Raw genomic sequence first — 26,883 nt, 5'->3', positions numbered from 1 at the left:
TGGAAGTAAAGAATTTTACTACACTAAATTGGGCCTGCGGGCCGAAAAGGTAATGAATGCCAAAGGCTAAGAAAAAGGCCAAGCCACCGCTCGTCGTTGGAATTGGGTCATCAGCAGGTGGGCTTGAAGCCCTCAGAGAATTGGCGACCAGCCTCCCGACCGACAATGGATGCGCCTACGTCATCGTCCAGCACATGTCGCCGCAGCACAAAAGCCTGATGACCAGCCTGATCGCCAGCGAGACCGACCTTTTGGTGGTCGACATTGAAGACAAGATGGTCCCGAAGCCCGATGTCATCTACGTCACCCCACCCCGCGCCGACGTCGTGATGGAGGACGGCCGGCTGCGCCTGCGCCCCCCAAGCGATGAGATGGGAAAACCCAAGCCATCGGTTGACCGGTTTTTGATCAGCCTTGCCGAAGACCGCCAGGACCGGTCGATGGGCATCATCCTGTCCGGCACCGGATCAGACGGCGCCTACGGCATCCAGGCCGTGCGCGAGGCGGGCGGCATCACCATCGCCCAGGACGACGAATCAGCCAAATATGACGGCATGCCCAACGCCGCGATCGCCACCGGCTGTGTCGATCTGGTGCTGCGCCCCAGCGACATTGCCATCCATCTCAAGAAGATCGTGGATTCCCCGCGCAACCTGGAACAGTTCCGATCAGACGGGGGCGACGTGTCGCCCATTTCGGGCATTTTGCAGATTGTTCTGGCCCGCACCCGCGTCGATTTCCGCGAGTACAAGCAATCCACGGTGCTGCGCCGCATCGACCGGCGCATGACCGCCTTGGGCATCCCCACCGTCGAGGACTACGTGGTCCATTGCCGCAACGAGCCACGCGAAGTGGATGCGCTGTTCAAGGACCTTCTGATCTCGGTCACGCGGTTCTTCCGCGACCGCGAAGAATTTGAGGACCTGCAACAATACGTCCAGGAGCTGGTCGACCAGCGCAAGGACCGGCCGCTGCGCATCTGGGTGGCGGGCTGCGCCACCGGCGAGGAGGTCTATTCCATCGCCATCCTGCTGGCCGAAGCGATGGGCGGCGCGGCCGAGCTGGTGCGGTCCAAAACCCAGATTTTCGCCACCGACATTGACCGCGCGGCGCTGGATTACGCCCGCAAGGGGCAATATTCGCAAGGCGCGTTGCTGGACGTCCCCAAAGAGCTGTCGGACAAGTATTTCATCCAGCAATCCGAGGGCGTGCGGGTGATCGAAGCGCTGCGCGCCGTGATCCTGTTTTCCGACCACAACCTGTGCCAGGACCCGCCCTTCCTGAACATGGACCTGATCTGCTGCCGAAACCTGCTGATCTACTTCTCCTCCAAGCTGCAAACCCGCGTCTTCGCCCGGCTGCATTACGCCATGAAGCAAAACGCCTACATGTTCGTGGGCACCGCCGAAAGTGTCACCGGCTCGGACCAGCTGTTTACCGAGGTCGCGGGCAACCCGCATATCTTCCGTAAACGCCCGCTCCGCAAGAAAGACCAGATTGGTGCGAAGGCATTTTCGGGGAGCTGGTCCTCGCCGCCTGTCGCGCGCAAAAACCGCGAACCGATTGCCGCGCCCGAGCCCACCCCGACCGAACGGTTAATGTTTGACGCGCTTGCGCGCTCGTTGGGAGAAAATTCGATTCTTGTCTCCTCCGACCACAGCTTTCTGCGCGTCTATGGCGACATCACCCCCTACGTGAACCTGTCCGAGGACTCATCGTTGAACCTGCAGCTAAGCCTGCTGAAATCCCCTTACCGAGAGGAAGCGCGCAGCCTTGTCACCTTGGCCCTGAAGCATGACCAGCGCCGCGTCGGCACCAAGCACACCCTGATCGAAGATGACGACCGGCTGGTGCGCCTGGAAGCGATCCCGATACAGGCGCCCTCGATTGACGAGCGGCTGGCGTTGATGGTCATCAACTCCTGGACCAAGCATGACTACGAGGACCTGTCGGCGTCGCAGGCCACCACCGGCACCGCCATGACGGATGACCACTTGCGGGAACTGGACCAGGAACTGGCCACCACCCGCGAGGCGTTGCAGCAGACCATTGAAGAACTGGAAACCTCCAACGAAGAGCTGCAGGCCCTGAACGAAGAGCTGCAGTCCACCAACGAAGAGCTGCAGGCCACCAATGAAGAACTGGAGACCTCCAACGAGGAACTGCAGTCCACCAATGAAGAACTGATCACCGTCAACGAGGAGCTGCAGGTGAACTCCTCCGAGTTGATGGGGCTGAACGCCGAGCTTGGCTCCCTGCTGGGCAACGTCCCTGTGCCGCTGCTGGTGTTGGACAACGCGTTGCAGATTGTGCGCGCCAGCCAGGACGCCATGCAGCTGTTCGGCATCACGGAGCCATTGCGCAACCCGCATTTGAGCCAAATCCATCTGCCCGGCGGCTTTCCCCGCCTTGTGGAATTCTGCAACCGCGCGCTGCAGCTGGGCGAACCCGTGCATGCCGACTTCCTGACCGACAGCGGGCCTTACACGTTGCAATGCGCCCCGTTTACCGGCGACGGCGGCCAGATGATCGGCACCACCCTTGTGTTCCTGCGCTCCCCGCCTGCCATCCAGTCCTTGGCCAACGAGCTGAACCAGCTGCTGACCAACGCGCCCATCTACCTGCTGCAGCATGACGAGGGCGGATTGATCACCAGGTTGAGTTCCAGCATGGCCGCCGTTCTTGGCGTCGAGGCCGAAGAGGCCCTGGGCACCCCTGTCGACACATTGCTGAAGGACGCGAAGATCCCGAAAGGCAACGGGCTGCGGGTGCTTTTGGACGGCAAGCCGCATGACCAGGCTTTCCCGCTACGCCAGGGCGATGACAACACCGTTTGGCTGGCGGCGCTCCGGCACGCCTACACCGACCCTTCCACCGGGCAAATGGTTGTGGTCATCGTCGGCAACGACGTGACCGAAATGATTGGCGCGACCGCCGAGGTGGGCATGAGCCACCGGTCGCTGGAGCTGATCGAACAAGTGTCTGAAACCGGCTATTGGCGCATTGATCTCAGCGACAATTCTTTGCACTGGTCGGAACGTGTTTACGAAATTCACGGCGAGGACCCGGCCACGTTCGAGGTTACCCTCGAAAACGGCCTAAACGCCTATCATGAAGATGACCGCGAGATGGTGACCGCAGCCGTCCAGCGCGCAATAGAGGATGACGTTGCCTACGACTTCAAAGCGCGGCTCCGCCGCCGAGACGGGCAGGCCGTCTGGGTGCGCGCGATGGGCGCTGTGACCAAGGACTCCACCGGGAACTCGGTGGCCGTGGTCGGCTCCTTCCGCGACATTACCGCTGAAGTGGCGACCAGCACCCGCCTGCGCGAAGTGGAGACGCTTATTGACCGGCGCGACGTCGGGTTCTTCTCCTACGATATCCTGACGGACGTGGCGTATTGGAGCCCAAGCAACTACCGCATCATGCGGGTTGACCCGTCGGTCGAGGCCACGTTCAAGTTGATCCATTCGATGGTGGATGTGGAGGACCAGCCCCGCTTTGCCAAGCACCGCGAACGCACCATCAAGAAGGGCCGGCCGTACCGCGACGACTTCAAGCTGACCGCCGGCAATGGCAGCCGGCATGTGATGACGGTTGAGATGTCGACCGCCAGAAACGAGAAGGATGAGGTGTCCAACTATTTTGGCTCCATCACGCTGAAACCCCTGAACGACGACTAACGTTTTTTTGAGGTCCCTTCGCGCGGATTAGCCGCTAGGCTGGCGTGACACCTCAAAAGGACCGGCTTCGTAATGCGCCTTCATATCCTGTTTGCTCTGGCTGTGGCTTTCGCCGCGGCGCTCCCCGGCCTTGCCGCCGCGGAAGACTGCGTTGACCAGACGCCCTGCCCGCTTGGCGACCGCTCATACCATGTCAAAGTGCCTGACGACTGGGACGGGGTGACGCCCATGCCGGTGATGCTGCATTTCCACGGCTGGGCGCGCCAAGGCACCCTGATCGTCAAACATGGCCGCATTTCCGGCGCGACCCGCAAGCGTGGGGTGCTGCTGCTGGCGCCCAACGGGCTGAACAAAAGCTGGGATTTCTGGCACCCCGGGTCGCAAGACACCGACTTCGCCGCCGCCATCATCGAAGACGCCGCCACACGCTACCCGATCGACCGGTCGCGCATCTTTGTGTCGGGTTATTCCTGGGGGTCCAACATGGCGTGGCGCTACGCCTGCGAGAACGGCACGGATGTACGCGCATTGCTGGCCGTCTCCGGCACGCTGGATCAGGACGAGGACTGCGAAACCGCCCCGTTGGAAGTGCGCCACGTGCATGGGTTGACCGACAACGTGCTGGATTTTCCCTTCGGGCCGGATGGCGACACGACCTACGCCGTCTCGCTATGGCGGAACATGCTGGGCTGCGGGGAGGTGACGGGCACCTCCAGCTACTCGACCACCGAGCGCGACCATTTTGACCGCACGGTCTGGGACGACTGTACCGCCGGCAGCGTGACGCTGGACGTTCACCCGCGCGGGCATTTCATCCCACGCGGGTGGTTTGCCAAGCAGCTGGATGAGTTGCTGGGGCTTGGATCGTAGCGCGGGGCAGAGTTTCGAAGAAACTCTGAATTCAAATCCTCCTCGAGGATTTGGGCGGCTAACGCCGCACCAGAGCAAAGTGATTGCTGACGCCGATGGCCACCAGCGCATAGACGATGTGCCCCCACAGTGCCGCCCATGTGATGCCGGTCCAGCCTAAGAAGGCCGGCTGCCCCGCCACCAGATGCGCCATGATATAGAGCGCAAACACCCATTGCGCACAGCCGAACGCCACGGCGACGGCCCACCACGGCACGGCGGGTGCAATCTTTTGCCAAAGGGGCCGCGCGACCAGCGCGAAGCCCAGCGGATAGCCGATGACGCCTGCGGTGTAATGCAGCAACTCGGCCATTTCTTTTGACGGGAAGCCCGCAATCGCGCGCCAGACCGAGCCTGCCAGCGGGACCGGCGCAAGCCGCGACCCGCCCAAGGCAGGGCTGATCACCTGCCCGTAGATATCAAAGGCCGCCGTGGCCAGCGCGCCCGCCAGCATGAGCATCAGAATGCCGCGTGGGCTCAGGGGAGATGTGGTGTCGGACATGGAAAGCCTCCGGTTGGTTGCTCCCCTCTTTTACCCGAAACCACATTCACGCGGGATCAACTCTTGATGCGGTACCCGGTCTTGAAAATCCATCCGATCACCGCAATGCAGCCGCCCGTAAACAGAGCGATTGCGAACAGGCTGAGCCCGATGGGCACATCCGCCGTCCCAAAGAACGCCCAGCGGAAGCCCGAGATCAGGTACACCACCGGGTTGAACATGGTGATCGTCTGCCAGACCGGCGGCAACATCGAGATCGAATAGAACGAGCCCCCAAGGAACACCAAGGGCGTGATCACCAGCAGCGGGATCAGCTGCAATTGCTCGAAGTTCTGCGCCCAGATGCCGATGATGAAGCCCAGCAGTGCAAAGCTGAAACAGGTGAGCACCAAGAAGGCGACCATCGCCACGGGATGCGCGATTTGCAGATCAACAAAAAAGAAGGCGGTCCCGAAGATGACGCAGCCGATGAAAAGCGCCTTTGTCGCCGCGGCGCCGACATAGCCGATCACAATCTCCAGGAAGGAAACCGGAGCGGATAGCAGCTCGTATATCGTGCCGATGAATTTCGGGAAATAGATGCCGAAAGACGCGTTCGCCGTGGCCTGCGTCATCACCGACAGCATAATGAGGCCGGGCACGATGAAGGCGCCGTAGCTGACGCCCTCGACGCTTTCGATGCGGCTGCCGATCGCGGTTCCAAACACCACAAAGTAAAGCGACGTGGACAGCACCGGCGACACGAAGCTTTGCGTCAGCGTGCGGAAGAACCGCGCCATTTCAAAGACATAGATTGCCCTGATTGCTTGCATGTTCATTGTGCATCCTCCACCAGCCCGACGAATATGTCTTCCAGAGACGATTGCCGCGTGGCGACGTCTTTCATCACCAACCCGGCTGCCGCCAGATCGCTGAGCAGCTTGGTGATGCCGGTCCGCTCGGCGCTGGTGTCGTAGCTGTAAATCAAGCTGCGGCCACTGTCGCCCACGCAAAGCGCGTAATCCGCGAGCGCTGCCGGGACTTCGGTCAGTGGCGATTGCAATTCGATTTCCAATTCCTTGCGGCCCATCTGCGCCATGAGCGCGGCTTTCTCTTTGACCAGCAGAATTTCGCCCTTGGAGATGACGCCGACGCGGTCGGCAATCGCCTCCGCTTCCTCGATGTAATGCGTGGTCAGGATGATGGTGACGCCATCCTCCTTCAGGTCGCGCACGATGTCCCACATGTCTTTGCGTAGCTCGACATCGACACCCGCGGTCGGCTCATCCAGAAATAGCACGCGCGGCTCGTGGCTGAGCGCCTTGGCAATCAGAACCCGGCGTTTCATGCCGCCGGACAGCTCCATGATGCGGCTGTCCTTCTTGTCCCAGAGCGAAAGCTGGCGCAGAATTTTTTCCAGCATGGCATCGTCACGGGGTTTGCCAAACAGCCCGCGGGTGAATCGCACTGTGTTGATCACCTTCTCGAACGGCTCGAGATTAATCTCTTGCGGGACCAACCCGATCAGCTGCCGCGCCGCGCGGAAATCGGTGATGATGTCATGCCCACCAACCGACACTGTGCCGCTGGTGGGGTTCACCATACCACAAATCACTGAAATCAATGTGGTTTTCCCAGCCCCGTTTGGGCCAAGCAGCGCCAGAATTTCGCCGTCCTCGATGTCCAGAGACACCGATTTCAGGGCCTGGAACCCGCCATCATATGTTTTGACCAGCTGATTGACCGAGACAATACCCGCCATAATGCGTCTCCTCTTCACGCGGCAACCTACTGCCGCTCACGGCTATGTGAAAGCCGCAACTGTTGTGCGAATTTGCGGCCAAAAACTCATTCCCAAGGGCCGTGTAGAATGTTCTACTACCGCCCGAGCAACCTGCCGGCCCGGCAGCAGAAATAACCAGTACGTCAGAAAGCGGGTAGATTGGGCCTGAAACAAATCGATGACATGGTCGATTTTGCAATCGCGCGGGTCTCTGACGGTCCGGATGGGCCGCGTTCTGCCGTTGCTGACCTGGCGCGCAGGTGGCCGGATGTCAGCGGATTGCAACTGGTCTTCGTCCTGGTCAGCGCCGCCCATGCGATCGAACGGGTGTTTGACGGCGATGCCGCGGAACACAGCGAGGTCGGCCAGACTTTGCGCATGGCATCCCTTCTCGCCGCGGACCTGTTTGCCTTGGAAACGCGGGGCGCATCCGCCCCAACCGGACGCAGCCTGTTGACCTATTGGCGGGAAGAGGACCCCTTTTTTGTAGCCACGCGGAATTAGTGGCACGACCGAACATGCCCTGATACCATCTTCCAGATCATACATTGCCGGAGGTCGAACCTTGACCCGCTTTCTCACCTTCATGTCTGCACTGTTGCTCGGCACGATGGCCGCCGCCGACACGCATGACCAGTCCTTGCGCGCCGCCTTCGACGCCGGTGAGTTGAGCGGCCTGCACAGCGTGCATTTGCGCATGGGCGGCGAGGTGATTATGGACGCCTATTTCGAAGGTGAGGATGAGGCCTGGGGCGCGCCGCTTGGCGTGCAAAGCCATGGGCCGGACACGGTGCATGACCTGCGGTCAGTGACCAAGAGCATCACCGCATTGCTCTATGGTATCGCCTTGGAAGACGGCCTTGTGCCGCCCGTTGACGCGCCCCTGGTGGCGCAGTTCCCGGATTACGAAGACCTGCTGGAAGACCCCGTGCGGGCCGCGATCACCATTGAGGACGCGCTGACCATGCGGATGGGGACGGAGTGGAACGAGAACCTGCCCTACACCGACCCCGCCAACAGCGAGATCGCGATGGAACGCGCCGATGACCGCTACCGCTTCGTGCTGGACCGCCCCATGGTGACGGAGCCGGGCAAGATTTGGAATTACAACGGCGGGGCCACGACCATCATCGGCAAGCTGATAGAAGACGGGTCCGGCATGCGGCTGGACGCCTTCGCCAAAGAGACGCTGTTTGGTCCGCTGGGCATTGAAACGTTTGAATGGGTCGGTTGGGACGGCGTGCCCTCGGCGGCATCAGGGCTGCGGCTGCGCGCCCCTGATCTGGCGAAGATCGGCCAGATGCTGATTGACGGCGGCGTTTATGACGGCACGCAGGTGGTTCCCGCCGACTGGATCGAGACGGCACTGTCGCGCAAAACATCGACCGGGTTTGAACTGGATTACGGCTATTTCTGGTACATGCCACCCGGCAACCCGCCGCCTTGGTCGGCGGGATTTGGCAATGGCGGGCAGCGTTTCTCGGTCAACAAGGGGCTGGATTTGGTGCTGGTCGTCTACGCGGGCAATTACAACCAGCCCAATGACTGGCAATTGGCCGTGAAGGTGGTCGAAGAGCACCTTGCCCCGATCATCCGCGCAAAGCTGGCCGACTAGCTGGCAGCGGCGCGGATCGCTTTGATGTTGTCGCCGTAAGGCGCGGGGTTCGACACGCTGCCGCCTTTGAACACGGCGGAGCCTGCGACAAGCACATCTGCCCCAGCCTCCACCACCAGAGGTGCCGTTTCAGGTGTAACGCCGCCGTCGATTTCGATGTGGATGGGGCGATCCCCGATCATGGCGCGCAGCTTGCGGACCTTTTCAACTTGGCTATGGATGAATTTCTGCCCACCAAAGCCGGGGTTCACGGTCATAATGCAAACCAGATCGACCATATCGAGCAGGTAGTCCACGCTATCGAGATCCGTGCCGGGGTTCAGCGCCAGCCCCGCTTTGGCCCCTGCCCCGCGAATGGCTTGCAGGGTGCGGTGAATGTGGGGGCCGGCCTCGACATGGGCGGTTATGACGTCGGCGCCGGCTTCGGCAAACGCCGCGATATAGGGATCGACGGGGGCAATCATCAGATGCACGTCCATCACCGTCTTGATATGCGGGCGGATGGCCTTGCAGGTGGCGGGCCCGAAGGTGATGTTGGGCACAAAATGGCCGTCCATCACATCGACATGCACCCAGTCCGCGCCTTGCGCCTCTATGGCCTCGCATTCCAGCCCGAAATTGGCGAAGTCCGCCGACAGGATGGACGGCGCGATTTTGACGGAGCGGTCGAAAGTCATGGCAGAATCCCCTTTGTGATAGGTTGTTCCTAGCGCCCCGCGATGCGTTTGAAAACCGCCGTTTCCGCGAGGGCCGTCTTGCGCTTGGGCGCTGGGCATGACACGGTTTTGGCCATGACAGACACGGTTACGAACATCCAAACCGCGCAGCTGCCGCAAGTGCATCTGGCGCGCAACCCCGGCATGGCGCTGGACCTTGATTGGGTCGCGCGGGTGCAGGCAAACACCTCGGCGATCGAGCGGCGGGCGAAGACCCTGCCGGGCCGGCGGTCGGTGAAAAAGGAGTTTCAGGCGGCCTGGCTGCTGAAGGCCGTGACCTGCATTGATTTGACCACCTTGTCGGGCGACGACACGGCGGGCCGGGTGCGCCGCTTGTGCGCCAAAGCGCGCCAACCAGTTCGGGCCGACATCATGGACCGGCTTGGCATGGACGGGCTGACCACCGGCGCGGTCTGCGTCTATCACGACATGATCCCCACTGCGGTTTCAGCCTTGCACGGCTCGGGCATTCCAGTGGCGGCTGTGTCGACCGGCTTCCCTGCGGGCTTGTCGCCGTTCCATCTGCGCGTCGCCGAGATTGAGGAAAGCGTGCAACTGGGCGCGCGCGAGATCGACATCGTCATCTCCCGCCGCCACGTCCTGACGCAAAACTGGCAGGCGCTTTATGACGAGATGAAAGAGTTCCGCGCCGCCTGCGGAGACGCCCATGTGAAGGCCATTCTGGCCACAGGCGAGCTGGGGTCGTTGCGCAATGTGGCCCGCGCCTCGCTGATTTGCATGATGGCGGGGGCGGATTTCATCAAGACCTCCACCGGCAAGGAAAGCGTGAACGCGACGCTGCCCGTTTCGCTGGTGATGATCCGCGCCATCCGCGACTATTTCGACGCGACGGGCTACTATGTGGGCTACAAACCGGCGGGCGGCATTTCCAAGGCCAAGGACGCGATCACCTATCTGGCGCTGATGAAAGACGAGCTGGGCGACCGTTGGCTACAGCCCGACCTCTTCCGCTTCGGAGCCTCGTCGCTACTGAACGATATCGAGCGGCAGTTGGAGCACCACGTGACGGGCGCCTACTCCGCCTCTTACCGCCATCCGATGGGATAAGTTATGACTGTCAAAGAAAAATTCGAGACGATGGAGTATGGCCCCGCCCCCGAAAGCGCGTCTGAGGCGCTGACATGGCTGACTGATCGCGGCGGCATTGCCGGGCATTACATTGGCGGCAAATGGGGACCGTTGCGCGACGATTTCGACAGCAACAACCCCGCCACGGGAGAGAAGCTGGCGGGTGTGACGCAGGCGACGGCCGAAGACGTTGAAGCGGCGGTCAAAGCCGCCCGAAAGGCGCAGCCCGCATGGGCCAAAGACGGCGAACGCCGCGCCCGCGTGCTTTACGCCATTGCACGTGGATTGCAAAAGAACAGCCGCCTTCTGGCGGTTATGGAAAGCCTCGATAACGGCAAACCGATCCGGGAGAGCCGCGACATCGACGTGCCTCTGGCAATCCGCCATTTCTACCACCACGCAGGCTTTGCCCAGCTGATGGACGGCGAGCTGCCCGACCGCGAAGCGCTTGGCGTCTGCGGCCAAATCATCCCGTGGAACTTCCCGCTGCTGATGCTGGCCTGGAAAATCGCGCCAGCGCTGGCGATGGGCAACACGGTGGTGCTGAAACCCGCCGAATACACATCCCTGTCGGCCATGGTTTTCGCCGAGATTTGCGCGGCAGCCGGCGTGCCGGACGGCGTCGTCAACATCGTCACCGGCGACGGCCGCGTGGGCGAAATGATCGTGGCAAGCGACGTGGACAAGGTGGCCTTCACCGGCTCCACCGCCGTTGGGCGCAAAATTCGGGAGGCCACAGCAGGCTCCGGCAAGGCGCTCAGTTTGGAATTGGGCGGCAAATCCCCCTACATCGTTTTCGACGACGCAGATTTGGACAGCGCCGTCGAAGGGCTGGTCGACGCCATCTGGTTCAACCAGGGCCAAGTCTGCTGCGCAGGCTCGCGGCTGCTGGTCCAGGAAGGCATCGCGGACCGCTTCTACGCCAAGCTTAAAACCCGCATGCAAGGCCTGCGCATCGGCGACCCGTTGGACAAATGCATCGACGTGGGCGCGATTGTGGACCCTGTGCAATTGGCTGCGATCAAGGGCATGGTAGAGGGCAACCCCGAAGGCGAGACCTTCCAAACAGAGGCGCCCGACGGCTGCTTCTACCCGCCGACATTGATCACCGGATTGCACAGCGCATCGCCCCTGATGCAGGAGGAAATCTTCGGGCCCGTGCTGGTCTCCGCCACCTTCCGCACCCCTGCGGAGGCCGTGCAAATCGCCAATGACACCCGCTACGGGCTGGCCGCGACGGTGTGGAGCGAGAACATCAACCTGGCGTTGGACATCGCGCCCAAGCTGGCGGCAGGCATCGTCTGGATCAACGGCACCAACATGATGGACGCGGCCGCAGGCTTTGGCGGGGTCCGCGAAAGCGGCTTCGGGCGCGAAGGCGGCTGGGAAGGGTTGGCGGGCTACACCCGCGCGAAGGCGCAGGACAAGCCGGCAAAACCGGTTACAGCCTTCACCGGCGACGGCACCCCCAGCGATGGCGTAGATCGCACCGCCAAGCTCTATATCGGTGGCAAGCAGGCGCGTCCTGATGGCGGTTATTCCCGGATGGTCTACGGGCCGAAGGGCCATGCGCTGGGCGAGGTCAGCCTCGCCAACCGCAAGGACCTGCGCAATGCGGTTGAGGCTGCGCATTCCGCCAAAGCGTGGTCCAAGACCACCGGCCACCTGCGCGCGCAAATCCTATACTACCTAGCCGAGAACCTCGCCACCCGCGCGGATGAGTTTGAGGCGCGACTAAAGGCCCTGACCGGCAAGAACGGCGCAAAAGAGGTCGAAACCGCGATCTCCACCCTATTCACTTACGCCGCTTGGGCCGACAAATACGATGGGCAAGTGCACGGTGTCCCAATTCGCGGTGTCGCTTTGGCGATGAAGGAACCGGTCGGCGTGATCGCGGCGCTTTGCCCCGACGATGCACCGCTCGCAGGCCTGATCGGTACGCTCGCCCCGGCTATCGCCATGGGCAACCGCGTGATCCTCGCCGCCTCCGAGCCCTTCCCGCTGGCCGCGACCGATTTTATCCAAGTGCTGGAAACCTCCGACATGCCCGCCGGCGTGGCCAACATCCTCACCGGCAGCCACGCGGAGCTTGCACCGCATATGGCCGCGCATATGGACGTGGATGCAATGTGGAGTTTTTCCTCAACTGACCTCGCACAAATCATCGAGGCCAAGTCCACCAGCAACCTCAAACGAACGCTGATTGCTCCGCAGATCCCGGATAGCAAAGACATGCTGGCGGCGGCCACTGAGGTCAAAAACATCTGGATCCCCTACGGCGAATAAGGGCTGCGAATAGCTTCTTTCTGCCAAAAATATGCTCAAGGGGGATGCCCGCGTGGCGGGGGAGCGAAGCTCCCCCAAGAACGCAAAACATCACGCGCGCGGAACGCGCACAATTCAGTAGCGCTTGTCTTTGCCTTTGAAACTGTCCAGCCAGCCACGGAACCCTGCGCGCTTTTCATCCGCATAGGCGTCAACGCCGTCCCAGGTCTCGGAAGCTGAATCCACAATCGGGTCAATCTTCTCGCGCCGGAACCATTGGGTCATGCGGTAAAAGCCCAGCATCAGCCCCGCCAGAATAATCAGGATCAGGATGTTGAAATAGGGGATCAGCAGCTTGTTGGGGTCATCAATCGGACGCACGCCCACGGCGTTGGGGAAGATCGACAGGAACTCATTGCGCCAGCCATAGTGGGTCAACACCACCCATTGCGGCTCGGCCGCGGTGCTTTTGGCGTCAGCCAGTTCGGTCTGCAAATTCGACGAATCCAGCTTGAAGTAAGGCGGCCAGCCCCAGCCGGTATCCTCGTTGCGGTAGACCATCGGTCGCGTGCTGTCGGACCGGATCAGCCCCAGCAGGTAGGTCTTTTTGCGCACCGTATTCACAAAGCGCACGTCGCGGTTTGCGCCGGTGCCATCCTGGCCGGTATCGGCCCCCGCCCAAAACAGAGAGTTCTCGCCAAAATCGACGCGCCGCACCTCGGTCTCAACGACCCGCGCGATGTCGCGCTGTGGCAGCGTGTAATGTAGGAAGGCCAGCAGCAGGACCCAGAAGACGGTCCAAAAGGTGCGTTTTACATAAAGCATGTCGGGCGTCCCTTACTGAAAGTTGACGACGTAAATCAGGATGCCGATCACCATGTAGGGGACAACAAACACCCCCAGGATCAGCTTGCGGCGCAACGACTGGTCGTAGTCTTCCAGCCCTTCCTCAACAAAGGCCTCGCGGTCGCCTTCGCGTATCTCTTCGTCCCATTCGTCGCGCAGCTTGCCACGGCGCACGGATCGCGACCACGCGGACAAGATGAAATACACCACCAGCATGACGATGAACGCCAGCACGAACAGCCGCAAAATTCCTATGATCATTTACCCCTCCTCACGGCGCCCCATGGTCCCACAACGTCGACAATGTCGCGCGTGGGGCTGGGCTCCGCCATCGGCTCCTCATGGCCAAACAGTGCCTCGCGGGCGCCGGCCTTGTCCACTTGATACTCCCGCTCAAGGAAGTCCGCCACAAATTCCTTCTTTTCCTCCGGCCAGCCCGCGTAGCGCGCGTAAAACAGCTGCTTGTGGCAAATAAACAGCTGGCGCACATCCAACGGCGCAAGCTCGGCCAGCATCTGGTTCACCAGATCGCGATCCCCATGATCGGTAGACCGCAGCGTGTAGAAATAGGCCGGGTCTTTCGAGGTGATCCGCGGCCAACCGCCGCCGCCCTCCGCCCAGCGCAACAGGTCGTTAAGCTGGTGGAATTCCTTGGGCAACAGCTGCGCATAGCGCCGCGCCAGTTTGCGCAGATCGGCGCGTCTGAGGCCGGTCAGGTCCGCCTCCATCGTGGCCGCGACATCGACAATGATGAAGTCCAGCTTTTGGCGCAGGATGTCGATCGCATTGACACCTTTCGCCTTCACGATGGGCTCGACCAGATTGTTTTCCTCCAGAAAGGCCGCGATTTTGTTGCGCTCATGGAAGCCCAGGGTCAGCTTGGTCGGCAGCTTGCCGACCTCTTCCTTTTTGCCCACGCAGATCGTGGCCGGCTCGGGCACATCACGGAAAACATAAAGCCCCCCGAAATGCGAGGTCCAGAAGTTCGCTTGCTCGTATTCGGTCTTTTCCAGCCCGATGGGCACCCGCGTCACGTCGCCGGTTTTCTTGGCCAGCGTGATCATGTCGGCGATCAGCACATCGTCCCACCACGCGTCCTCGCGGGAGCGGAATTCGTCGATCATCGCGCCCAGCTTGGTGGCCTCTGCCACATGGCCACCTGTGGTGTCGGCCTCGATCCGCATCTTGCGGATGTCGAACAGATGCGCGGCTTTATCGACGGTGTAGATCGAGTTGACCAGCTCGCCCGCCACGGCGTCACGGGCAGTCAGCGCGAAAAGCTGCGCCTCGTTGTGATCGATGAATTGCCGCAGGATCCCGCGCGAGGTCGAAAACTTGGCCTCCAGCAGCGGCGCCGTCTTTTGCTCGGTCGACAGCAGGATGAATTGCCGGTTGCAGCCCTGCGGGTTGAGGTACAGATGGTCGTCCAGCTCGTCGCCCACTTCGGGCGCGTAGCCCGCGATATCAATGTGAAAATCGGTCAGCTTCGTGGTCTTGCCGGTCAGATGCTTCAAGGCGCGGTTATACCGCTCCACCAGCGCGGGCGAGCCCACGTGGAACAGGTTGCCGTACATCAGCCCCTTTTGAATGAGACGCATCATGGGCGGGGTTTCCCGCATGCTGAAATCTTACTAACCATATGATATATATAGGTATTCATTTTAGCTTTACCATATGTTAACCGACGAAACCGCGCCCACATGACGTGATACACCAAACTGCGGGGTCATGTCTTCCCCTGCTGCCTCGCCTTGGCGGCCCAGCCTGACCACTCTGTAGAGCAGGGACTGAAACGGTGCGACCAGCGTCATGATGAAAGGCGCGCTCACCCTACCCCCCCCCGCCGGATCTTCATCGCCCGCCAGATATAGGCGATGACCATGCATGGGAACCAGATCAGCGCGGTCAACCAAGACCAGTACCACGCCCATGAGCCGAGCGCGCTGAGCCCCCCCGTCATCTCCATGAACGCGCCGACCCAGACCATGTGGAACATGAAGATCGGGGCCGCAGCGGTCATCAGCGCGATGCCAATGTCAGTGGCAAAGTCGCCGAAGTTCAAAGCGGGCCGCGCCGCCCGCCAATAGCCGGAATAGGCCCCCCATGCGGCGGGGATCAGCCAGACGATGATGAAGAGGGCGGCCATTAGAAGAGGGCCCCGACGCGCCAAACAGATGATCTAAATCGCTGCGCTTTCGAAGAAAGCGCGGCCCCCTCCCTCCCCCCCATGGGGAGGGGGCCATGTTGCTGAGCGGTTGTTTTGCGTCGAAAGGTCAACTGCGACCCCTAATAATCAAATGAAAGTAATTTGCCGCAATCCAAAGAAACGGAATAAATATCAGGTAGATATTTAATATGGGGTCACTTTGGTACAAAGCACCGCCAAACTGTCCTTCAAGGATCGGCACCCAACCAAAGACGGCTGTGAACATCCACAAAGCAAGAAGGAACACAACAAGCGGAATTCCGCAAAAGGCTCTGCCCAGTGGCAGTGCCCTTGGCGTAAGAACAGATCGGAAAAACGAAAACGCCTTGGTGACCAAGATGCAGCTCAAAATAGCATAAACTGCGCTGCCCAAGAGAGCCCAAGCCTGCACTACCCCTTACTCTCCAAATACCGCCGCTTCGCCTCTTCGGTGAGGCCATACTCGCGCACCATATTGGCAACCGCTACTTCATCCGACTTATCCGCATACCGGAACTCGGAATCCGCGTAGCGGTTGATTTCCTGGATGACCATTTCGACCGTGATGGGCTGGCGCAGCTCTTTGATCATGCCGAGCTTGGTTTCGTAATCCTTGAACAGGAACAGGTCGGGTTCCTCCATCCATTCGTCGGGCAGCTCGAAGTCCATCGCGCGGACTTTGACGGCGTCGGTGATGTTCTTGATGGCGCGGCCGGTGAAACGGTGGTCGGCCTCCTGAATGCCTTTGAGGTAGGTGCCGAGCTTGTTGATCGTGTCCAATTCGCCGATTTCACCGGAGACCTTGTCGAAGACCTTCAACAGGCCTTCCTCATGCGGTTTGGCGTGGCTGTCGAAGGACGCGGCGACGGCTTTTTTGATTTCTTGGGCAGCGAAGGGTTCGAAATCGCCCAGCGGGATGTCGTGGTTTTTGCCCATCAGCAGGTTGAGGATGTCGACATAGTCGTCGCGGGTTTGGGGGCCGTCGACGAGGAAGCGCGCGCCGGCCCGTTGCCTTAACGCATCGTCCACGTTTTCGGGGTAGTTGGAGAACATCCCAAAGGTGCAGTTGCCGCGCACCACGGTGTTCGCGCCGGCGAAGCTTTCCATAAGCACCGCCGTAATCTCCAGCTGGCCGGCTGAGGATTGGCGGTCGCCACGTTTGCCCGCAAGCTGGTCGATGTCGTCGATGGTGCCAAAGCCAATAACGTTCGGGTCGATGACGTTGTTGATGAAGGCCTTGGCGTTCTGGCCGGATTTGCCTTGGTAGCTGTCGATGTTGTCGGTGGACAGGTTTTGGTAGCGGAACGGGTAGCCCGCGGTCTCGCAATAGCCCGACATCAGCCCCGCCATCATCTGGATCAGCGTGGTTTTGCCCGTACCCGGCGCGCCGTCGCCCATGAAGGTGAAGATGAAGCCGCCGAGGTCGGCGAAGGGGTTCAGCTTACGCTCGAAATCATAGGCCATGACCATTTTGGCCAGCTTCATGGACTGGTATTTGGCGATGTGGTTGCCGACGACCTCGTTGGGTTTTTTGAAGGTCATGGTCAGCTTCGACCCCTTCGCCGCGCGGGCGGGGGTGAAGCCGTTGATGGTCAGATCATCCGCTTCCACGCGGTAAGAGGCCTGGTTGAACGGTTCCAAGCGGGGCGTGTTGGCGGCGCGCAAGGACGCCTTTTCCATCAGCTGCTCGGTGAAGGCCAGCAGCGTTGCCACGGTCTTGGCGTCCTCGTCGGCGAAGATTGCGAGATCCTGGTCCAGCTCCCACAACGCGCCGTGCAGGGCGAGTTGGGCGTTGTCGGTCAGCACCTCCTCGACGCCGCCGATCTCAACCGTGGTTTCCGTGGCGTGGCTGGCCAAAAGGTAGGACGCGGCATTGGCGAAGGAGAAGAGCACGGCAAGCGCTTCGGCGGCAAGCAGGTCGGTGAATTCCGCCTTTTTGCTGTCAGACAGGCGGCCTTCGAGGTTCTCGCGTTTGAGTTCGGCCAAGCCAGTGGCGTCGCTGAACTGGTCGCCAACGGTCAGGCCAATCGCCAAGGCGCGGCGCAGGGCTTGTAGCGTCGTGGCTTGCAGGGCGGAGGGCAGCGCGTCGTCGCCCACCCCTTCGATGCGTTCGATCAGCCGCACGCCTTCGGGGCGCGCGGTCGAGCGCGTAACAAGGCCGGGCGTGGTAGACCGGAAGCGGCGGCGGGTGCCGATGCCACTTGAACGTTCGGCAGCGGGGGCTTCCTTGGCTTTGGCGATGCGCGGCGTGTGGTCGACGCCTTCCAGCATGGCGGTCGCGGCGGCGTAATGCGCGCGGATGTCGTCTTCTTTCAACTCCATGAAATCGGCTGATTGGCTCATATCTTTTCCTTAAATTTGGGCGGCGGGGTGAACCCCGCCCTACCGATAACTCACCACGCGGCCCGCTGGGCTGACCACGAATTTGCGGATGCTGGCGAAGCCCGCCGGGTTCTTTTCGGCCAAGACCTGATAGGGGCGCGTCGGCATGATGACGGAGCGCTCGGTCGAGGTGGCGCCGGTTTCCGCGCCGCGTCCGGCGAAGGGATCCAGCTTGAAAATCTCCCGCTCGACGGAACTGAACCAGCCTTTCTTCTCCAGCTCGACACGCTCAGATTCCAATGTTTCCACGGTCCAGGCCAGCGTCCAGTCCTCCCCGGGCGCGCTTTGGGCTTCGGCCAGCACGTCGCGGATCGGGCCGGATTGCTGGGTGAAGGCGTGGGAATACATCGGGCCGACATGGATGCGGCGCAGGCGTTTGGGGTGCAGGTCGTCGAAGTCGCGGTCAAACCCTTGCGCAATGGTCAGAAGCTTCAGCCCGTTGGAGGCTTGCGCGGTCAGATGCGCCTGCGCTTCGGGCCAGCGGCGGGCGTCTTTGGGCAGGGCCACGTCGCCGCTGTCTTCGATGTCCATCAAGTAAATGGTCGGCACATTTTGGCGCGAGTCGTAGACCGCCCAGTGCAACAAATAGGTGCGGCGTTCCTCGCGGTTGCCGGTCCAGATGGCCTGCGCGTCATTGGTGGCCCAGAAGAGCCCACGCTTGGCGAGCGCCTCGTAATACATGCGTTGCGACAGGGCGAATTGCAGCTTGGTTGGGATGGTCAGGTCGCCCACGATCTGGCGGATCATCTCGTCTTTCAGCTCATCGCGTGACCGCATTCCGGCAAGGTGCTTGTCGGCCTGCATGGCGTCATTGGCCATGGTCATCAGCTCGGCAAAGACGGGGAAGCCGCTGTCATGCTTGTCGATGGTCAGGGAGCCGAAGAATTGTCCGGTATCGCGCCCCGTCAGCAGGTATTTGTGGCTGAGCGCGCGGAAGGTGCGGGCAATGCGGGCGACGTAGTCGGCGATTATGTCGACGTCGGATTTGCTGAAGGTGCCTTCGACCTCCATCTCTGCCGCGACACGGGCCAGATGCCCGGTGATACGCTCAAACTTGGCAAAGTAGCGCCGCGCCGCGAGGTCATCGGTCAGGCCGGAATGGTCGAGAGTGAGGTCGATATCTTCCGTCATGACTCATCAACACCATGCTGATTTCTGTTTATGCCAATGAACCAGCTCGCAAACAGATTCCGTCTTACGTTCTTGGCAGGTTCGTTATCGTACACAGTCGTTTCATCCATTTTCGTCGCAAACCACATCGTACGAAAGAAGACCCGAGTAAGGCAAAGCCAGAGAAGGAAAACCCCAATACCCGCAAGAAAGTTGAACTGGACCTCAGAAACAATCGCAAACTTAGCGCCAACTAGGGCTGATAGGAGCATACTACCCCCAAGAATGCCTGATCCGATTATTTGTGTGGCGAAACTCAAGCCCCGTACAGGTTCTTGTCGTGCTTCTCGACGATCTTCTCGAAGCGGCGGGCGAAGCGCTCGTCGGCTTTGGCCTTTTGCTCCAACACCTTGCGGGCGAAGACCATCTGGTCTTCATGGGCTTCCATCATTTCGGCCATGCGGGCGTTGGTGGCGGAGCCGATGGCGGCCATGCCGGCTTGCGCTTCCTGGTCGGTTTTCACCCCGATCTCGTTGATCTGGTGGGCCACGTCCTGCTGCTGCGCCGTTTTCAACGACTTGGTCAGGGCGTCATACAGAACAACACGCTGCTTCGTGTCGGTTTCCAGCTTGTTGATCAGCACCATCTGGGTCGCCGCCTGGTTTTGCAGAGAGTCTATCCAGGTCTTGCCCTTCTCGATGTAGCGTTCCAACGTTTGCGACTTGGCGAGCTTGACCTGCTCCTCCTGCACCATCTCGTTGTACTTGTTGTTCATTTCCGCCAGCTCGGTTTCCAGCTTGGTCCGCGCGGCGGCGTCCTGTTCGACGGAGATTTTATTCTCCAGCTCGATCATCTTGGGGTCCATGGCCAGAATGTCGGCGCGCAGGGTTTCCAGCTCGCCCACAACCATTTCGCGCTCATCCAGCGTCTCAGCCAGGTTGCCCTCAACTTTGACCTTTTGCTCCTCCAACACGGACAGCTGCCCCGTCAGAAGTCCAACAATCTGGTCGGATTTGGAGATCAGGTCCTGCAGCTTGTCGTCAATGGACGCGGTGCGCATGCGTTCCTGGCGCAGCGACTCGGACTTGCCCTTGGAGAAGATGCCGACAAAGCTTTCCCAGCCGGTCTTGTCGCGCATGGCGGAAAAATCTTCCGAGAAGCCCGAGGTCACATCGTCCAGCCCCATGATCAGCTCGGCGATGTTGCCGTTCATCAGCTCGGTATGGGCATGCACATCCTCAAGGGAGGCGTTTTCGATGTCGATGGTGATGTCGTCGCCCGATTTCAGCTTGGCGCGCGCGGTTTCAATGCGGCTGGTCAGCTCTGAAATCTTGGCCTGCGCCTCTTCCACCTGCGCCTGCGATTCCCGAACCTGTGCGTCAAAATCGGCCATATCTACGTCCCTCGTCCAATTAATGTTATTGCTATTCACATAAGCATGATTGCGGCGTTTTCCAGAGTTTGCCACGTCAAAGCCCTGCAAACCATAGAAAAAAGGCCCCACCACGGCGGGACCTTAGCAATTTCGTGAAGCCGTTGTTTTTGTTAACGAATGACGTTGAAGGCGGGGCCGTAGGGATAGCCTGTGATGTTCTCGTTGCCGTCCTCGGTGATGACCAGAATGTCATGCTCGCGGTAGCCCCCCGCGCCGGGTGCCCCATGCGGGATGGTCAGCATCGGCTCCATGGAAATCACGTGGCCCACCTGCAGCTCCGTGTCGATATCCTCGCGCAGCTCCAGCCCGGCCTCCCGCCCGTAGTAATGCGACAGCACCCCGAAGCTGTGCCCGTACCCGAAGGAGCGGTATTGCAGCAGATCGCGTTCCTCAAAGAACGCGTTCACCCCAGCGGTGACTTGCGCGCAGGTGGACCCGGCTTTGAGCAGCGAGATGCCCAGTTCATGCGCCGCGATATTGGCCTCCCATATCTTCAGCGAGGCGTCGTCGACTTCGCCGACAAACAGGGTGCGTTCCAGCGCGGTGTAATAGCCGGAGATCATCGGGAAGGTGTTGAGCGACAGGATGTCGCCATGTTCCAGCTTGCGGGATGTCACCGGGTTATGCGCCCCGTCGGTGTTCAGGCCGGATTGGAACCAGACCCAAGTGTCGCGGTATTCGGCGTCGGGGAAGGATTTGGCGATTTCCAATTCCATGGCGTCGCGGCCCGCCATGGCCACGTCAATCTCTCGGGTGCCGACCTTGATGGCGTCTTTGATGGCGTAGCCGCCGACATCAGCGATGCGCGCGCCCTCTCGGATCAGCGCAATCTCAGCCTCCGACTTCATCATACGCTGCGTCATGCAAGCCGGGGCCACATCAACCTTCTTGGCGGGCTTCAGCGCCGCCTCCAACTCATCGGTGCGGGTCAGGGTCAGGTGGTCGCCCTCAAGGCCGATCACGCGGCCTTCGCCAGTGATCGACCGGATCGCCTTCCAGTAATTGTCGCGGCCCCAGTCGGTGTAGGTGATGTTGTCGCCATGGGTGCGACGCCATGGCTGGCCCGCGTCGATGCCCGCGCTGATGGTAACATGCTCGGTCGGGGTGACCACCAAAGCGTAGGGCCGCCCGAAGGCGCAGTACAAAAACCCAGCGTAGTAGCTGACGGAATGCATGGACGTCAGGACGCAAGCGTCGATGCCCGCTTTTGCCATGATGGCACGCAGGCCCGCCAGCCGGGCATCATACTCGGCCGGGGCAAACTGCAAAGGCGCGCGTTCCCCATTGTGAAAGCGCAGAAAATCTTGACGGGTGCTGAGATTGGTCATGTGACCCTCCTAATCAAAGAAAGGTCCCGGCGTTCAGGACAGAGATATGTGCTGAGAGGCCGGACGCCATCCGGCCTGCGCGCACCCTTGCCGATCCCGCGCTTTCTGGCAAGATGGGTTGTGAAGGAGTTCGATATGAAACCCGTTAATCTCGCCGACAAGTTGAGCCAATTCAGCACCCACTGGGACCCGCATGTGGTCGCCGATTACAACGGCAACGACATCATGGTGGTGAAGTTCCAAGGCGAGTTCCCGTTTCACGACCACCCCGACACAGATGACTTCTTTCTGGTGCTGGAGGGGGAGGTGACCCTCGACGTGGAGGACCGCTCCCATACGCTTGGTCCGGGCGAGCTGTTCGTGGTGCCCAAAGGCGTCACCCACCGGCCACGCGCTGAGAATGAGGCAAAGGTGCTGCTGATCGAACCGGCGGGCACGCCCAACACCGGCGACGCCGCCACAGCCGCGAAGAAACCGCGCATATGATGTATCCCGGCGCAAAGAACCTGATCACCGATGTCAGCGGCCTAATGGTAGGCAACGCGCAAGACGCTGCGCTGAAATCGGGCGTCACCGTACTTACTGCCGACGCGCCGTTCACGGCAGGGGTCAGCGTCATGGGTGGCGCACCGGGCACAAGGGAAACCGACTTGCTTGCTCCTGACAAAACCGTGCAGCAGGTGAATGCGCTGGTCCTGTCCGGCGGCTCTGCCTTTGGGCTGGCGGCGGCTGACGGCGTGTCGGACGCACTTCGCGCAGCGGGCAAGGGCTTCGCGGTCGGGCCCCATATTGTCCCTATTGTCCCTTCCGCAATCGTGTTTGATCTGGCCAGCGGCGGCGATACGGCATGGGACGCCAACCCCTACCCCGCGCTGGGCCGCGCGGCATGCGAGGCGGCCTCGGCCGACTTCAACATCGGCACCACTGGTGCAGGCACCGGTGCCACCACGGTCAACCTGAAGGGAGGGCTTGGGTCCGCCTCGCTGACGCTGCCCTCCGGCCACACGGTCGGCGCGCTGGTGGTGGTCAACGCATTGGGCGCGGCCACCGTCGATGACAGCCCGCATTTCCACGCCGCGCCCTGCGAAATTGACGGCGAATTTGGAGGGCTCGGCCCCAAGATCACCCACAACGCGGCCAAAACGCCGGTGACCAAGCTGACGCCGGGGACGGCGACCACCATCGCCATCGTTGCCACGGATGCGGCGCTGAACAAATCTCAATGCACCCGCATGGCCACGGCGGCGCAGGACGGCATGGCCCGCGCGCTTTGGCCCAGTCACACCCCGATGGACGGTGATCTGGTCTTCGGGGTGGCGACGGATGCAAAGCCTTTGGACGACGAGTTCGTAGACACGCTCAATATCGGCCACGCTGCCGCCATCTGCCTGACCCGCGCCATTGCGCGCGGCGTCTATGAGGCGCAAAAAGCCCCCGGTGACACGCTGCCCACATGGCACGAAAAATTCGGCGGCTAGAGCGGCCCGAAATATTTCTAAACTTTTTTCCAAGGATTGACCCCGCCCATCCGTCCTACGACCATTATGCGTATGAAAACCAGTGACGAGGCCTTGGCGCTAGCCGCCGCCGACGGGGATGGGGACGCCTTTGGGCTGCTCATACGGCGTCACTATGACCGCATCTACCGCATGGGCTGGCGGCTGTGCGGCACGCAACATGATGCCGAGGATCTGGCCCATGACATCATGGCCGCCCTGCCCGCCAAGCTGCGCAGCTACCGGGGCGACGCCAAGTTTACCACATGGCTTTACCGCGTGGTGATGAACGCCGCCACCGACCGCGCCCGCAAATCGCAACGCCGCGCCAGGGCCCGCGACGGCTGGGGCGAGGACTACCAAAGGCGCGCCGCCGAGCAGGCAGAGGCGCATGAGGCCTACGATTGGCTACAAACCGCCATGCGCACACTGCCCGAAGAATTGCGCGAAACCATCGCCCTGACCCTGGGCGAAGACATGACACAAAAGGAAGCGGCGCAGGTGATGGGATTGTCGGAAGGCACCATCGCCTGGCGCATGTCGGAGGTCAAAAAGCACCTCCGCGCCCTGGCCGAGAAGGAGGCCATCTGATGCCCGATTTTGATGACGATCTGGACCGCCTGAAAGCCGCCCTAAAGGGCGCCCCTGCGCCTGACGCACCCTCCAAGCAGGCCGCCTTCATCGTGGCCGAAGAAAATTTCGCCAAGCTCCAAGAACAAGGTGGCTTTGTACGTCCCACAGAAACACAGGCCAAACCGGCCGGTTTTCTGAAAGGACTTTCCGATATGTTTTCTTCCAAATCCCTCAAACCGCTTCTTCTGACAACCTCCTCGCTCGTCGTCATCGGTGTCGGTGTCGTGCTGGTGCAAAACCAGCCGCCAGCCGACGTCGCAGCAGTCGAACCCAAATTGGAGGAAGTCGCGTTGGACGGGCCAGGTGACACGCCAGATATTGCCGGTATTCGGGCAGAAGATGATGCGCAGCAGAGTGCAAGCGCCGAAATCGTGGCAGAACCTTTGGGTCAGGTTGCAAAACCCGCGCCAGCAGCGCCGGTCCAAAAGCGTGCCGCTGCCCAGCCCCGGTTGCAGGGTTTGGCAGATCAGTCCGACCTGTCCGGCTTTGTCGGCGGAATTGCGGCTGAGCAATCTGGGGTCACAAGCGCGACCATCGCTCCGTCTCCGGCGCCATCCGACGGCATCATCTTACGGGAGGCACCCAACACCGACCGTTTCGCCAACGAGGCCCCGAACCCGCTGAAAATCGCGTCCGAGGACCCCGTGTCCACCTTCTCCACCGATGTGGACACCGCCAGCTACGCCTGGGTCCGCAGCGCGCTGCAGAACGGGCAGATGCCCGACCCCGCCTCGGTGCGGGTCGAGGAGATGGTGAACTACTTCCCCTATGACTACGCGGCCCCCGACGGCGACGCGCCGTTCGCCACAACCGTCTCGGTCAGCGAAACGCCGTGGAACGAACATACGCAGCTGGTCCATATCGGCCTGCAAGGCGAGATGCCGGTTGTCGAGGATCGCCCGCCGCTAAACCTCGTGTTCCTGATCGACACGTCGGGCTCGATGAACGCCCCCGACAAGCTGCCGCTGCTGATCCAATCCTTCCGCCTGATGCTGTCGGAGCTGCGCCCGCAGGACGAGGTGGCGATTGTGACTTACGCAGGCCGCGCGGGGCTGGTGCTGGAGCCCACCAAGGCCAGCGACAGCGCCAAGATCAACGCGGCCCTGGCCAACCTGTCCGCAGGTGGGTCCACCGCCGGGGCGGCGGGCTTGCAGCAGGCCTACCAGGTGGCAGACCAAATGGCCGAAGACGGCGAGATTGGCCGGGTGATCCTGGCGACTGACGGCGATTTCAACGTGGGCCAAAGCTCCGACGCCGAGATGAAAACCCTGATCGAGGCGAAACGCGACAGCGGCACCTACCTGTCCGTGCTGGGCTTTGGTCGCGGCAACATCAACGAAGCTCTGATGCAAACGCTGGCCCAAAACGGCAACGGCCAGGCCGCCTATATCGACACGCTCAGCGAGGCACGCAAAGTGCTGGTGGACCAACTCACCGGCGCGCTGTTCCCGATTGCGGGCGACGTGAAGGTGCAGGTCGAATGGAACCCGGCGCAGGTCGCCGAATACCGGCTGATAGGGTATGAAACCCGCGCCCTGAAGCGCGAGGATTTCAACAATGACAAGGTCGATGCCGGCGATATCGGGGCCGGGCTGCAGGTCACAGCGCTTTACGAGGTCACGCCTGTTGGCTCCCCCGCCGTGCTCAACGATCCGCTGCGCTATGGCGAAGCGGTCGCCGCCTCCGGCAGCGACGAGCTGGGCTTCCTGCGCCTGCGCTACAAAGAGCCTGGCGAAGACCGCAGCAAGCTGATCGAGGCCCCCATAGCGGCGGGCACGTCCACACCGTCGACCGACGCACAGTTTGCAACGGCGATTGCCGGCTTTGGCCAGCTGCTGCGCGGCAGCGACTATCTGGCGGAGTGGGGCTTTGCCGATGCAATCGCCTTGGCCAACAGCGCCAAGGGGGCTGACAGCTTCGGGTACCGGGCAGAGGCGATCACATTGATGCGTCTGGCGGAAAGCCTCTCCAAAAGCCGCTAGGTGGTGCGGGATGGAAAACGTCGGATTTGCATATTTTGAGCAGAAAGAAGCCCGGCGTTTACGCTTCCCTAACCATCGCTGCGCCATGGTCAATACACGGTACAGGCAGGCATGCCGATGGCCGTGCAGGAAGAAGCCGCCCAATCTGTCCGCCGTAATCGCCGGGGAGTTTGGGCGCTTCGACCCTCCCTTCGGCAGGGCGCGTTAACCTTAATATTGGATTGACACAAATAGGCTTCTTTCTGCCTCAAATATGCAATCACCGCTCACAACCTGACGACCGATGACGCGGCGGGCTCACACCGCAAAATGCTCCCATAGAAAAAGCAAAAGCCCCGGAGGCCGTCAGGCGTCCGGGGCTTTTTCATTTTGGTCAGGTCAGCGCAGCTAGTGCAGCTTTGCTTTGACCTCGTCAATCGCGGCATCCACCAGCTTGTTCTGGTCGGCAGCGGAGGTCTTCGCGGCGACGACGTCAGCGGCAGCAGCAATCGCCACTGAAACGGCACGGTCGCGGACCTGTTTGACAGCGGCGGCTTCGGCCGATGCGATCTGTTCCTCGGCGCCGGCCAGCCGGCGTTCGATGGACAGTTTCAGGTCTTCCTTCGCCTGCTCAGCAGCGGCTTGCGCCTCTTTCTTGGCGTTCGCGATGATGCGCTCAGACTGTTCGGCCACTTCCTTTTGCTTGCGCTCGTAGGACGCCAGAATGGTCTGGGCCTCTTCGCGCAGCGCCTTGGCTTCATCAAGCTCGGATTTGATGGTCTCTGCACGTTTGTCCAGAAGGCCCATCAACAGGCCGGGCACTTTGAAATACACCAGCACGCCGATAAACAGCAGGAAGGCGATCAGCACCACAAAATCGGTGTTGGCCAGCGAAAAGAACGGCTTGTCGCCAGCCGCCAATGCAGGCGCCGGTGCAAGAGCCAAAAGGGCAATCAGCTTTTTCAT

At 61.2% G+C, this 26,883-nt stretch carries 24 protein-coding genes; 10 read left to right on the top strand and 14 right to left on the bottom strand.

All coding sequences use genetic code 11. From position 1 onward, the window contains the following. Nucleotides 1-56 precede the first annotated feature (56 nt). Nucleotides 57-3,683: a chemotaxis protein CheB gene (locus Q0899_RS17415; protein WP_298360143.1), complete on the top strand. Its 3,627-nt coding sequence runs from the start codon at nucleotides 57-59 to the stop codon at nucleotides 3,681-3,683. A 72-nt stretch (nucleotides 3,684-3,755) separates the two neighbouring features. Next, nucleotides 3,756-4,553 carry a polyhydroxybutyrate depolymerase gene (locus tag Q0899_RS17410; RefSeq protein ID WP_299194430.1) on the top strand — a complete coding sequence of 266 codons (798 nt, stop codon included), beginning with the start codon at nucleotides 3,756-3,758 and terminating at the stop codon, nucleotides 4,551-4,553. Between the two features lie 58 nt (nucleotides 4,554-4,611). Here the strand turns inward: Q0899_RS17410 and Q0899_RS17405 are convergent, their stop codons facing one another. Genes Q0899_RS17405 through Q0899_RS17395 form a run of 3 tightly spaced genes read right to left on the bottom strand, consistent with a single transcriptional unit; the run spans nucleotide 4,612 to nucleotide 6,835 of the window. After that, the gene (locus tag Q0899_RS17405) at nucleotides 4,612-5,094 is read right to left on the bottom strand and encodes a hypothetical protein (protein ID WP_299194427.1); all 483 of its coding nucleotides are present in this window, start codon (nucleotides 5,092-5,094) and stop codon (nucleotides 4,612-4,614) included. 56 nt (nucleotides 5,095-5,150) lie between these two features. After that, nucleotides 5,151-5,912 carry an ABC transporter permease gene (locus Q0899_RS17400; protein ID WP_298298296.1) on the bottom strand — a complete coding sequence of 254 codons (762 nt, stop codon included), beginning with the start codon at nucleotides 5,910-5,912 and terminating at the stop codon, nucleotides 5,151-5,153. Continuing rightward, nucleotides 5,909-6,835 carry an ABC transporter ATP-binding protein gene (locus Q0899_RS17395; RefSeq protein ID WP_299194423.1) on the bottom strand — a complete coding sequence of 309 codons (927 nt, stop codon included), beginning with the start codon at nucleotides 6,833-6,835 and terminating at the stop codon, nucleotides 5,909-5,911. The genes Q0899_RS17400 and Q0899_RS17395 overlap by 4 nt, the downstream gene beginning before the upstream one ends. A 180-nt stretch (nucleotides 6,836-7,015) precedes the next feature. On the opposite strand from Q0899_RS17395, the gene Q0899_RS17390 reads away from it, so the two are divergent. Together Q0899_RS17390 and Q0899_RS17385 are read left to right on the top strand one after the other, a co-directional pair. Then, nucleotides 7,016-7,360 (top strand): hypothetical protein, encoded by a 345-nt coding sequence (locus Q0899_RS17390; RefSeq protein WP_298360147.1) that lies wholly within the window; start codon nucleotides 7,016-7,018, stop codon nucleotides 7,358-7,360. A 61-nt stretch (nucleotides 7,361-7,421) separates the two neighbouring features. Further along, entirely contained in the window at nucleotides 7,422-8,471 is a 1,050-nt protein-coding gene (locus Q0899_RS17385; RefSeq protein WP_299194419.1) for a serine hydrolase, read from the top strand. On the opposite strand, the gene rpe is transcribed toward Q0899_RS17385, so the two are convergent. Next, nucleotides 8,468-9,148 carry a ribulose-phosphate 3-epimerase gene (rpe, locus tag Q0899_RS17380; protein WP_299194416.1) on the bottom strand — a complete coding sequence of 227 codons (681 nt, stop codon included), beginning with the start codon at nucleotides 9,146-9,148 and terminating at the stop codon, nucleotides 8,468-8,470. The genes Q0899_RS17385 and rpe overlap by 4 nt on opposite strands. A gap of 114 nt (nucleotides 9,149-9,262) precedes the next feature. Here rpe and deoC point away from each other — a divergent pair, with 114 nt between their 5' ends. Together deoC and Q0899_RS17370 are read left to right on the top strand one after the other, a co-directional pair. Then, nucleotides 9,263-10,255, top strand: a complete 993-nt coding sequence (deoC, locus tag Q0899_RS17375) for a deoxyribose-phosphate aldolase (RefSeq protein ID WP_299194413.1) — start codon at nucleotides 9,263-9,265, stop codon at nucleotides 10,253-10,255. 3 nt (nucleotides 10,256-10,258) lie between these two features. Beyond that, a complete protein-coding gene (locus Q0899_RS17370) occupies nucleotides 10,259-12,562 on the top strand; it encodes an aldehyde dehydrogenase family protein (protein ID WP_299194410.1) in 2,304 nt (767 codons plus the stop codon). Nucleotides 12,563-12,676: 114 nt separating this feature from the next. Here Q0899_RS17370 and Q0899_RS17365 read toward each other — a convergent pair whose 3' ends face one another. The 9 genes from Q0899_RS17365 to Q0899_RS17325 all read right to left on the bottom strand — a co-directional run bounded on the left by Q0899_RS17365 (nucleotide 12,677) and on the right by Q0899_RS17325 (nucleotide 21,827). Continuing rightward, nucleotides 12,677-13,366 carry a DUF1523 family protein gene (locus Q0899_RS17365; RefSeq protein WP_299194407.1) on the bottom strand — a complete coding sequence of 230 codons (690 nt, stop codon included), beginning with the start codon at nucleotides 13,364-13,366 and terminating at the stop codon, nucleotides 12,677-12,679. Between the two features lie 12 nt (nucleotides 13,367-13,378). Then, nucleotides 13,379-13,648 carry a hypothetical protein gene (locus Q0899_RS17360; protein WP_366941529.1) on the bottom strand — a complete coding sequence of 90 codons (270 nt, stop codon included), beginning with the start codon at nucleotides 13,646-13,648 and terminating at the stop codon, nucleotides 13,379-13,381. Further along, nucleotides 13,645-14,988 (bottom strand): DUF6638 family protein, encoded by a 1,344-nt coding sequence (locus tag Q0899_RS17355; protein WP_298298274.1) that lies wholly within the window; start codon nucleotides 14,986-14,988, stop codon nucleotides 13,645-13,647. Before Q0899_RS17355 ends, Q0899_RS17360 begins: the two co-directional genes overlap by 4 nt. 66 nt (nucleotides 14,989-15,054) lie before the next feature. Further along, a complete protein-coding gene (locus Q0899_RS17350) occupies nucleotides 15,055-15,216 on the bottom strand; it encodes a hypothetical protein (protein ID WP_298298271.1) in 162 nt (53 codons plus the stop codon). Continuing rightward, the gene (locus Q0899_RS17345) at nucleotides 15,213-15,533 is read right to left on the bottom strand and encodes a hypothetical protein (RefSeq protein WP_299194402.1); all 321 of its coding nucleotides are present in this window, start codon (nucleotides 15,531-15,533) and stop codon (nucleotides 15,213-15,215) included. The genes Q0899_RS17350 and Q0899_RS17345 overlap by 4 nt, the downstream gene beginning before the upstream one ends. Before the next feature lie 450 nt (nucleotides 15,534-15,983). Then, nucleotides 15,984-17,915 carry an ATP-binding protein gene (locus tag Q0899_RS17340; protein ID WP_298298265.1) on the bottom strand — a complete coding sequence of 644 codons (1,932 nt, stop codon included), beginning with the start codon at nucleotides 17,913-17,915 and terminating at the stop codon, nucleotides 15,984-15,986. Between the two features lie 39 nt (nucleotides 17,916-17,954). Beyond that, nucleotides 17,955-19,085, bottom strand: coding sequence for a hypothetical protein (locus Q0899_RS17335; RefSeq protein ID WP_299194399.1), 1,131 nt, complete (start codon nucleotides 19,083-19,085; stop codon nucleotides 17,955-17,957). A gap of 295 nt (nucleotides 19,086-19,380) precedes the next feature. Further along, nucleotides 19,381-20,457 carry a hypothetical protein gene (locus tag Q0899_RS17330; protein ID WP_299194396.1) on the bottom strand — a complete coding sequence of 359 codons (1,077 nt, stop codon included), beginning with the start codon at nucleotides 20,455-20,457 and terminating at the stop codon, nucleotides 19,381-19,383. A 152-nt stretch (nucleotides 20,458-20,609) separates the two neighbouring features. Next, on the bottom strand, nucleotides 20,610-21,827 hold the full coding sequence (locus Q0899_RS17325; protein WP_298360159.1) for an aminopeptidase P family protein: 1,218 nt from the start codon (nucleotides 21,825-21,827) through the stop codon (nucleotides 20,610-20,612). 135 nt (nucleotides 21,828-21,962) lie between these two features. Between Q0899_RS17325 and Q0899_RS17320 the strand changes: the two genes are divergently transcribed. From Q0899_RS17320 to Q0899_RS17305, 4 genes are all read left to right on the top strand, one after another. Continuing rightward, a complete protein-coding gene (locus Q0899_RS17320; protein WP_298298252.1) occupies nucleotides 21,963-22,313 on the top strand; it encodes a cupin domain-containing protein in 351 nt (116 codons plus the stop codon). Further along, a complete protein-coding gene (locus Q0899_RS17315) occupies nucleotides 22,313-23,305 on the top strand; it encodes a P1 family peptidase (protein ID WP_299195412.1) in 993 nt (330 codons plus the stop codon). The genes Q0899_RS17320 and Q0899_RS17315 overlap by 1 nt, the downstream gene beginning before the upstream one ends. 72 nt (nucleotides 23,306-23,377) lie before the next feature. Next, nucleotides 23,378-23,914, top strand: coding sequence for an RNA polymerase sigma factor (locus Q0899_RS17310; RefSeq protein ID WP_298298246.1), 537 nt, complete (start codon nucleotides 23,378-23,380; stop codon nucleotides 23,912-23,914). Continuing rightward, nucleotides 23,914-25,938, top strand: a complete 2,025-nt coding sequence (locus tag Q0899_RS17305) for a VWA domain-containing protein (RefSeq protein WP_299194391.1) — start codon at nucleotides 23,914-23,916, stop codon at nucleotides 25,936-25,938. Before Q0899_RS17310 ends, Q0899_RS17305 begins: the two co-directional genes overlap by 1 nt. 387 nt (nucleotides 25,939-26,325) lie before the next feature. Here the strand turns inward: Q0899_RS17305 and Q0899_RS17300 are convergent, their stop codons facing one another. Further along, nucleotides 26,326-26,883, bottom strand: a complete 558-nt coding sequence (locus Q0899_RS17300; protein WP_298298233.1) for a F0F1 ATP synthase subunit B — start codon at nucleotides 26,881-26,883, stop codon at nucleotides 26,326-26,328.

Source organism: uncultured Litoreibacter sp. (assembly GCF_947501785.1).
Classification (GTDB): domain Bacteria; phylum Pseudomonadota; class Alphaproteobacteria; order Rhodobacterales; family Rhodobacteraceae; genus Litoreibacter.
This window is presented reverse-complemented; position numbering and strand designations above follow the sequence as displayed.

What these genes read in the sequence shown, in the direction of transcription:
- Q0899_RS17310 (WP_298298246.1), top strand. Translation starts at nt 23,378, where the DNA reads ATGAAAACCAGTGACGAGGCCTTGGCGCTAGCCGCCGCCGACGGGGAT.
- Q0899_RS17345 (WP_299194402.1), bottom strand. Translation starts at nt 15,533, where the DNA reads ATGGCCGCCCTCTTCATCATCGTCTGGCTGATCCCCGCCGCATGGGGG.
- Q0899_RS17365 (WP_299194407.1), bottom strand. Translation starts at nt 13,366, where the DNA reads ATGCTTTATGTAAAACGCACCTTTTGGACCGTCTTCTGGGTCCTGCTG.
- Q0899_RS17335 (WP_299194399.1), bottom strand. Translation starts at nt 19,085, where the DNA reads ATGACGGAAGATATCGACCTCACTCTCGACCATTCCGGCCTGACCGAT.
- Q0899_RS17405 (WP_299194427.1), bottom strand. Translation starts at nt 5,094, where the DNA reads ATGTCCGACACCACATCTCCCCTGAGCCCACGCGGCATTCTGATGCTC.
- Q0899_RS17325 (WP_298360159.1), bottom strand. Translation starts at nt 21,827, where the DNA reads ATGACCAATCTCAGCACCCGTCAAGATTTTCTGCGCTTTCACAATGGG.
- Q0899_RS17395 (WP_299194423.1), bottom strand. Translation starts at nt 6,835, where the DNA reads ATGGCGGGTATTGTCTCGGTCAATCAGCTGGTCAAAACATATGATGGC.
- Q0899_RS17340 (WP_298298265.1), bottom strand. Translation starts at nt 17,915, where the DNA reads ATGAGCCAATCAGCCGATTTCATGGAGTTGAAAGAAGACGACATCCGC.
- Q0899_RS17360 (WP_366941529.1), bottom strand. Translation starts at nt 13,648, where the DNA reads ATGATCATAGGAATTTTGCGGCTGTTCGTGCTGGCGTTCATCGTCATG.
- Q0899_RS17305 (WP_299194391.1), top strand. Translation starts at nt 23,914, where the DNA reads ATGCCCGATTTTGATGACGATCTGGACCGCCTGAAAGCCGCCCTAAAG.
- Q0899_RS17320 (WP_298298252.1), top strand. Translation starts at nt 21,963, where the DNA reads ATGAAACCCGTTAATCTCGCCGACAAGTTGAGCCAATTCAGCACCCAC.
- Q0899_RS17315 (WP_299195412.1), top strand. Translation starts at nt 22,313, where the DNA reads ATGTATCCCGGCGCAAAGAACCTGATCACCGATGTCAGCGGCCTAATG.
- rpe (WP_299194416.1), bottom strand. Translation starts at nt 9,148, where the DNA reads ATGACTTTCGACCGCTCCGTCAAAATCGCGCCGTCCATCCTGTCGGCG.
- Q0899_RS17330 (WP_299194396.1), bottom strand. Translation starts at nt 20,457, where the DNA reads ATGGCCGATTTTGACGCACAGGTTCGGGAATCGCAGGCGCAGGTGGAA.
- Q0899_RS17400 (WP_298298296.1), bottom strand. Translation starts at nt 5,912, where the DNA reads ATGAACATGCAAGCAATCAGGGCAATCTATGTCTTTGAAATGGCGCGG.
- Q0899_RS17415 (WP_298360143.1), top strand. Translation starts at nt 57, where the DNA reads ATGCCAAAGGCTAAGAAAAAGGCCAAGCCACCGCTCGTCGTTGGAATT.
- deoC (WP_299194413.1), top strand. Translation starts at nt 9,263, where the DNA reads ATGACAGACACGGTTACGAACATCCAAACCGCGCAGCTGCCGCAAGTG.
- Q0899_RS17355 (WP_298298274.1), bottom strand. Translation starts at nt 14,988, where the DNA reads ATGATGCGTCTCATTCAAAAGGGGCTGATGTACGGCAACCTGTTCCAC.
- Q0899_RS17410 (WP_299194430.1), top strand. Translation starts at nt 3,756, where the DNA reads ATGCGCCTTCATATCCTGTTTGCTCTGGCTGTGGCTTTCGCCGCGGCG.
- Q0899_RS17370 (WP_299194410.1), top strand. Translation starts at nt 10,259, where the DNA reads ATGACTGTCAAAGAAAAATTCGAGACGATGGAGTATGGCCCCGCCCCC.
- Q0899_RS17300 (WP_298298233.1), bottom strand. Translation starts at nt 26,883, where the DNA reads ATGAAAAAGCTGATTGCCCTTTTGGCTCTTGCACCGGCGCCTGCATTG.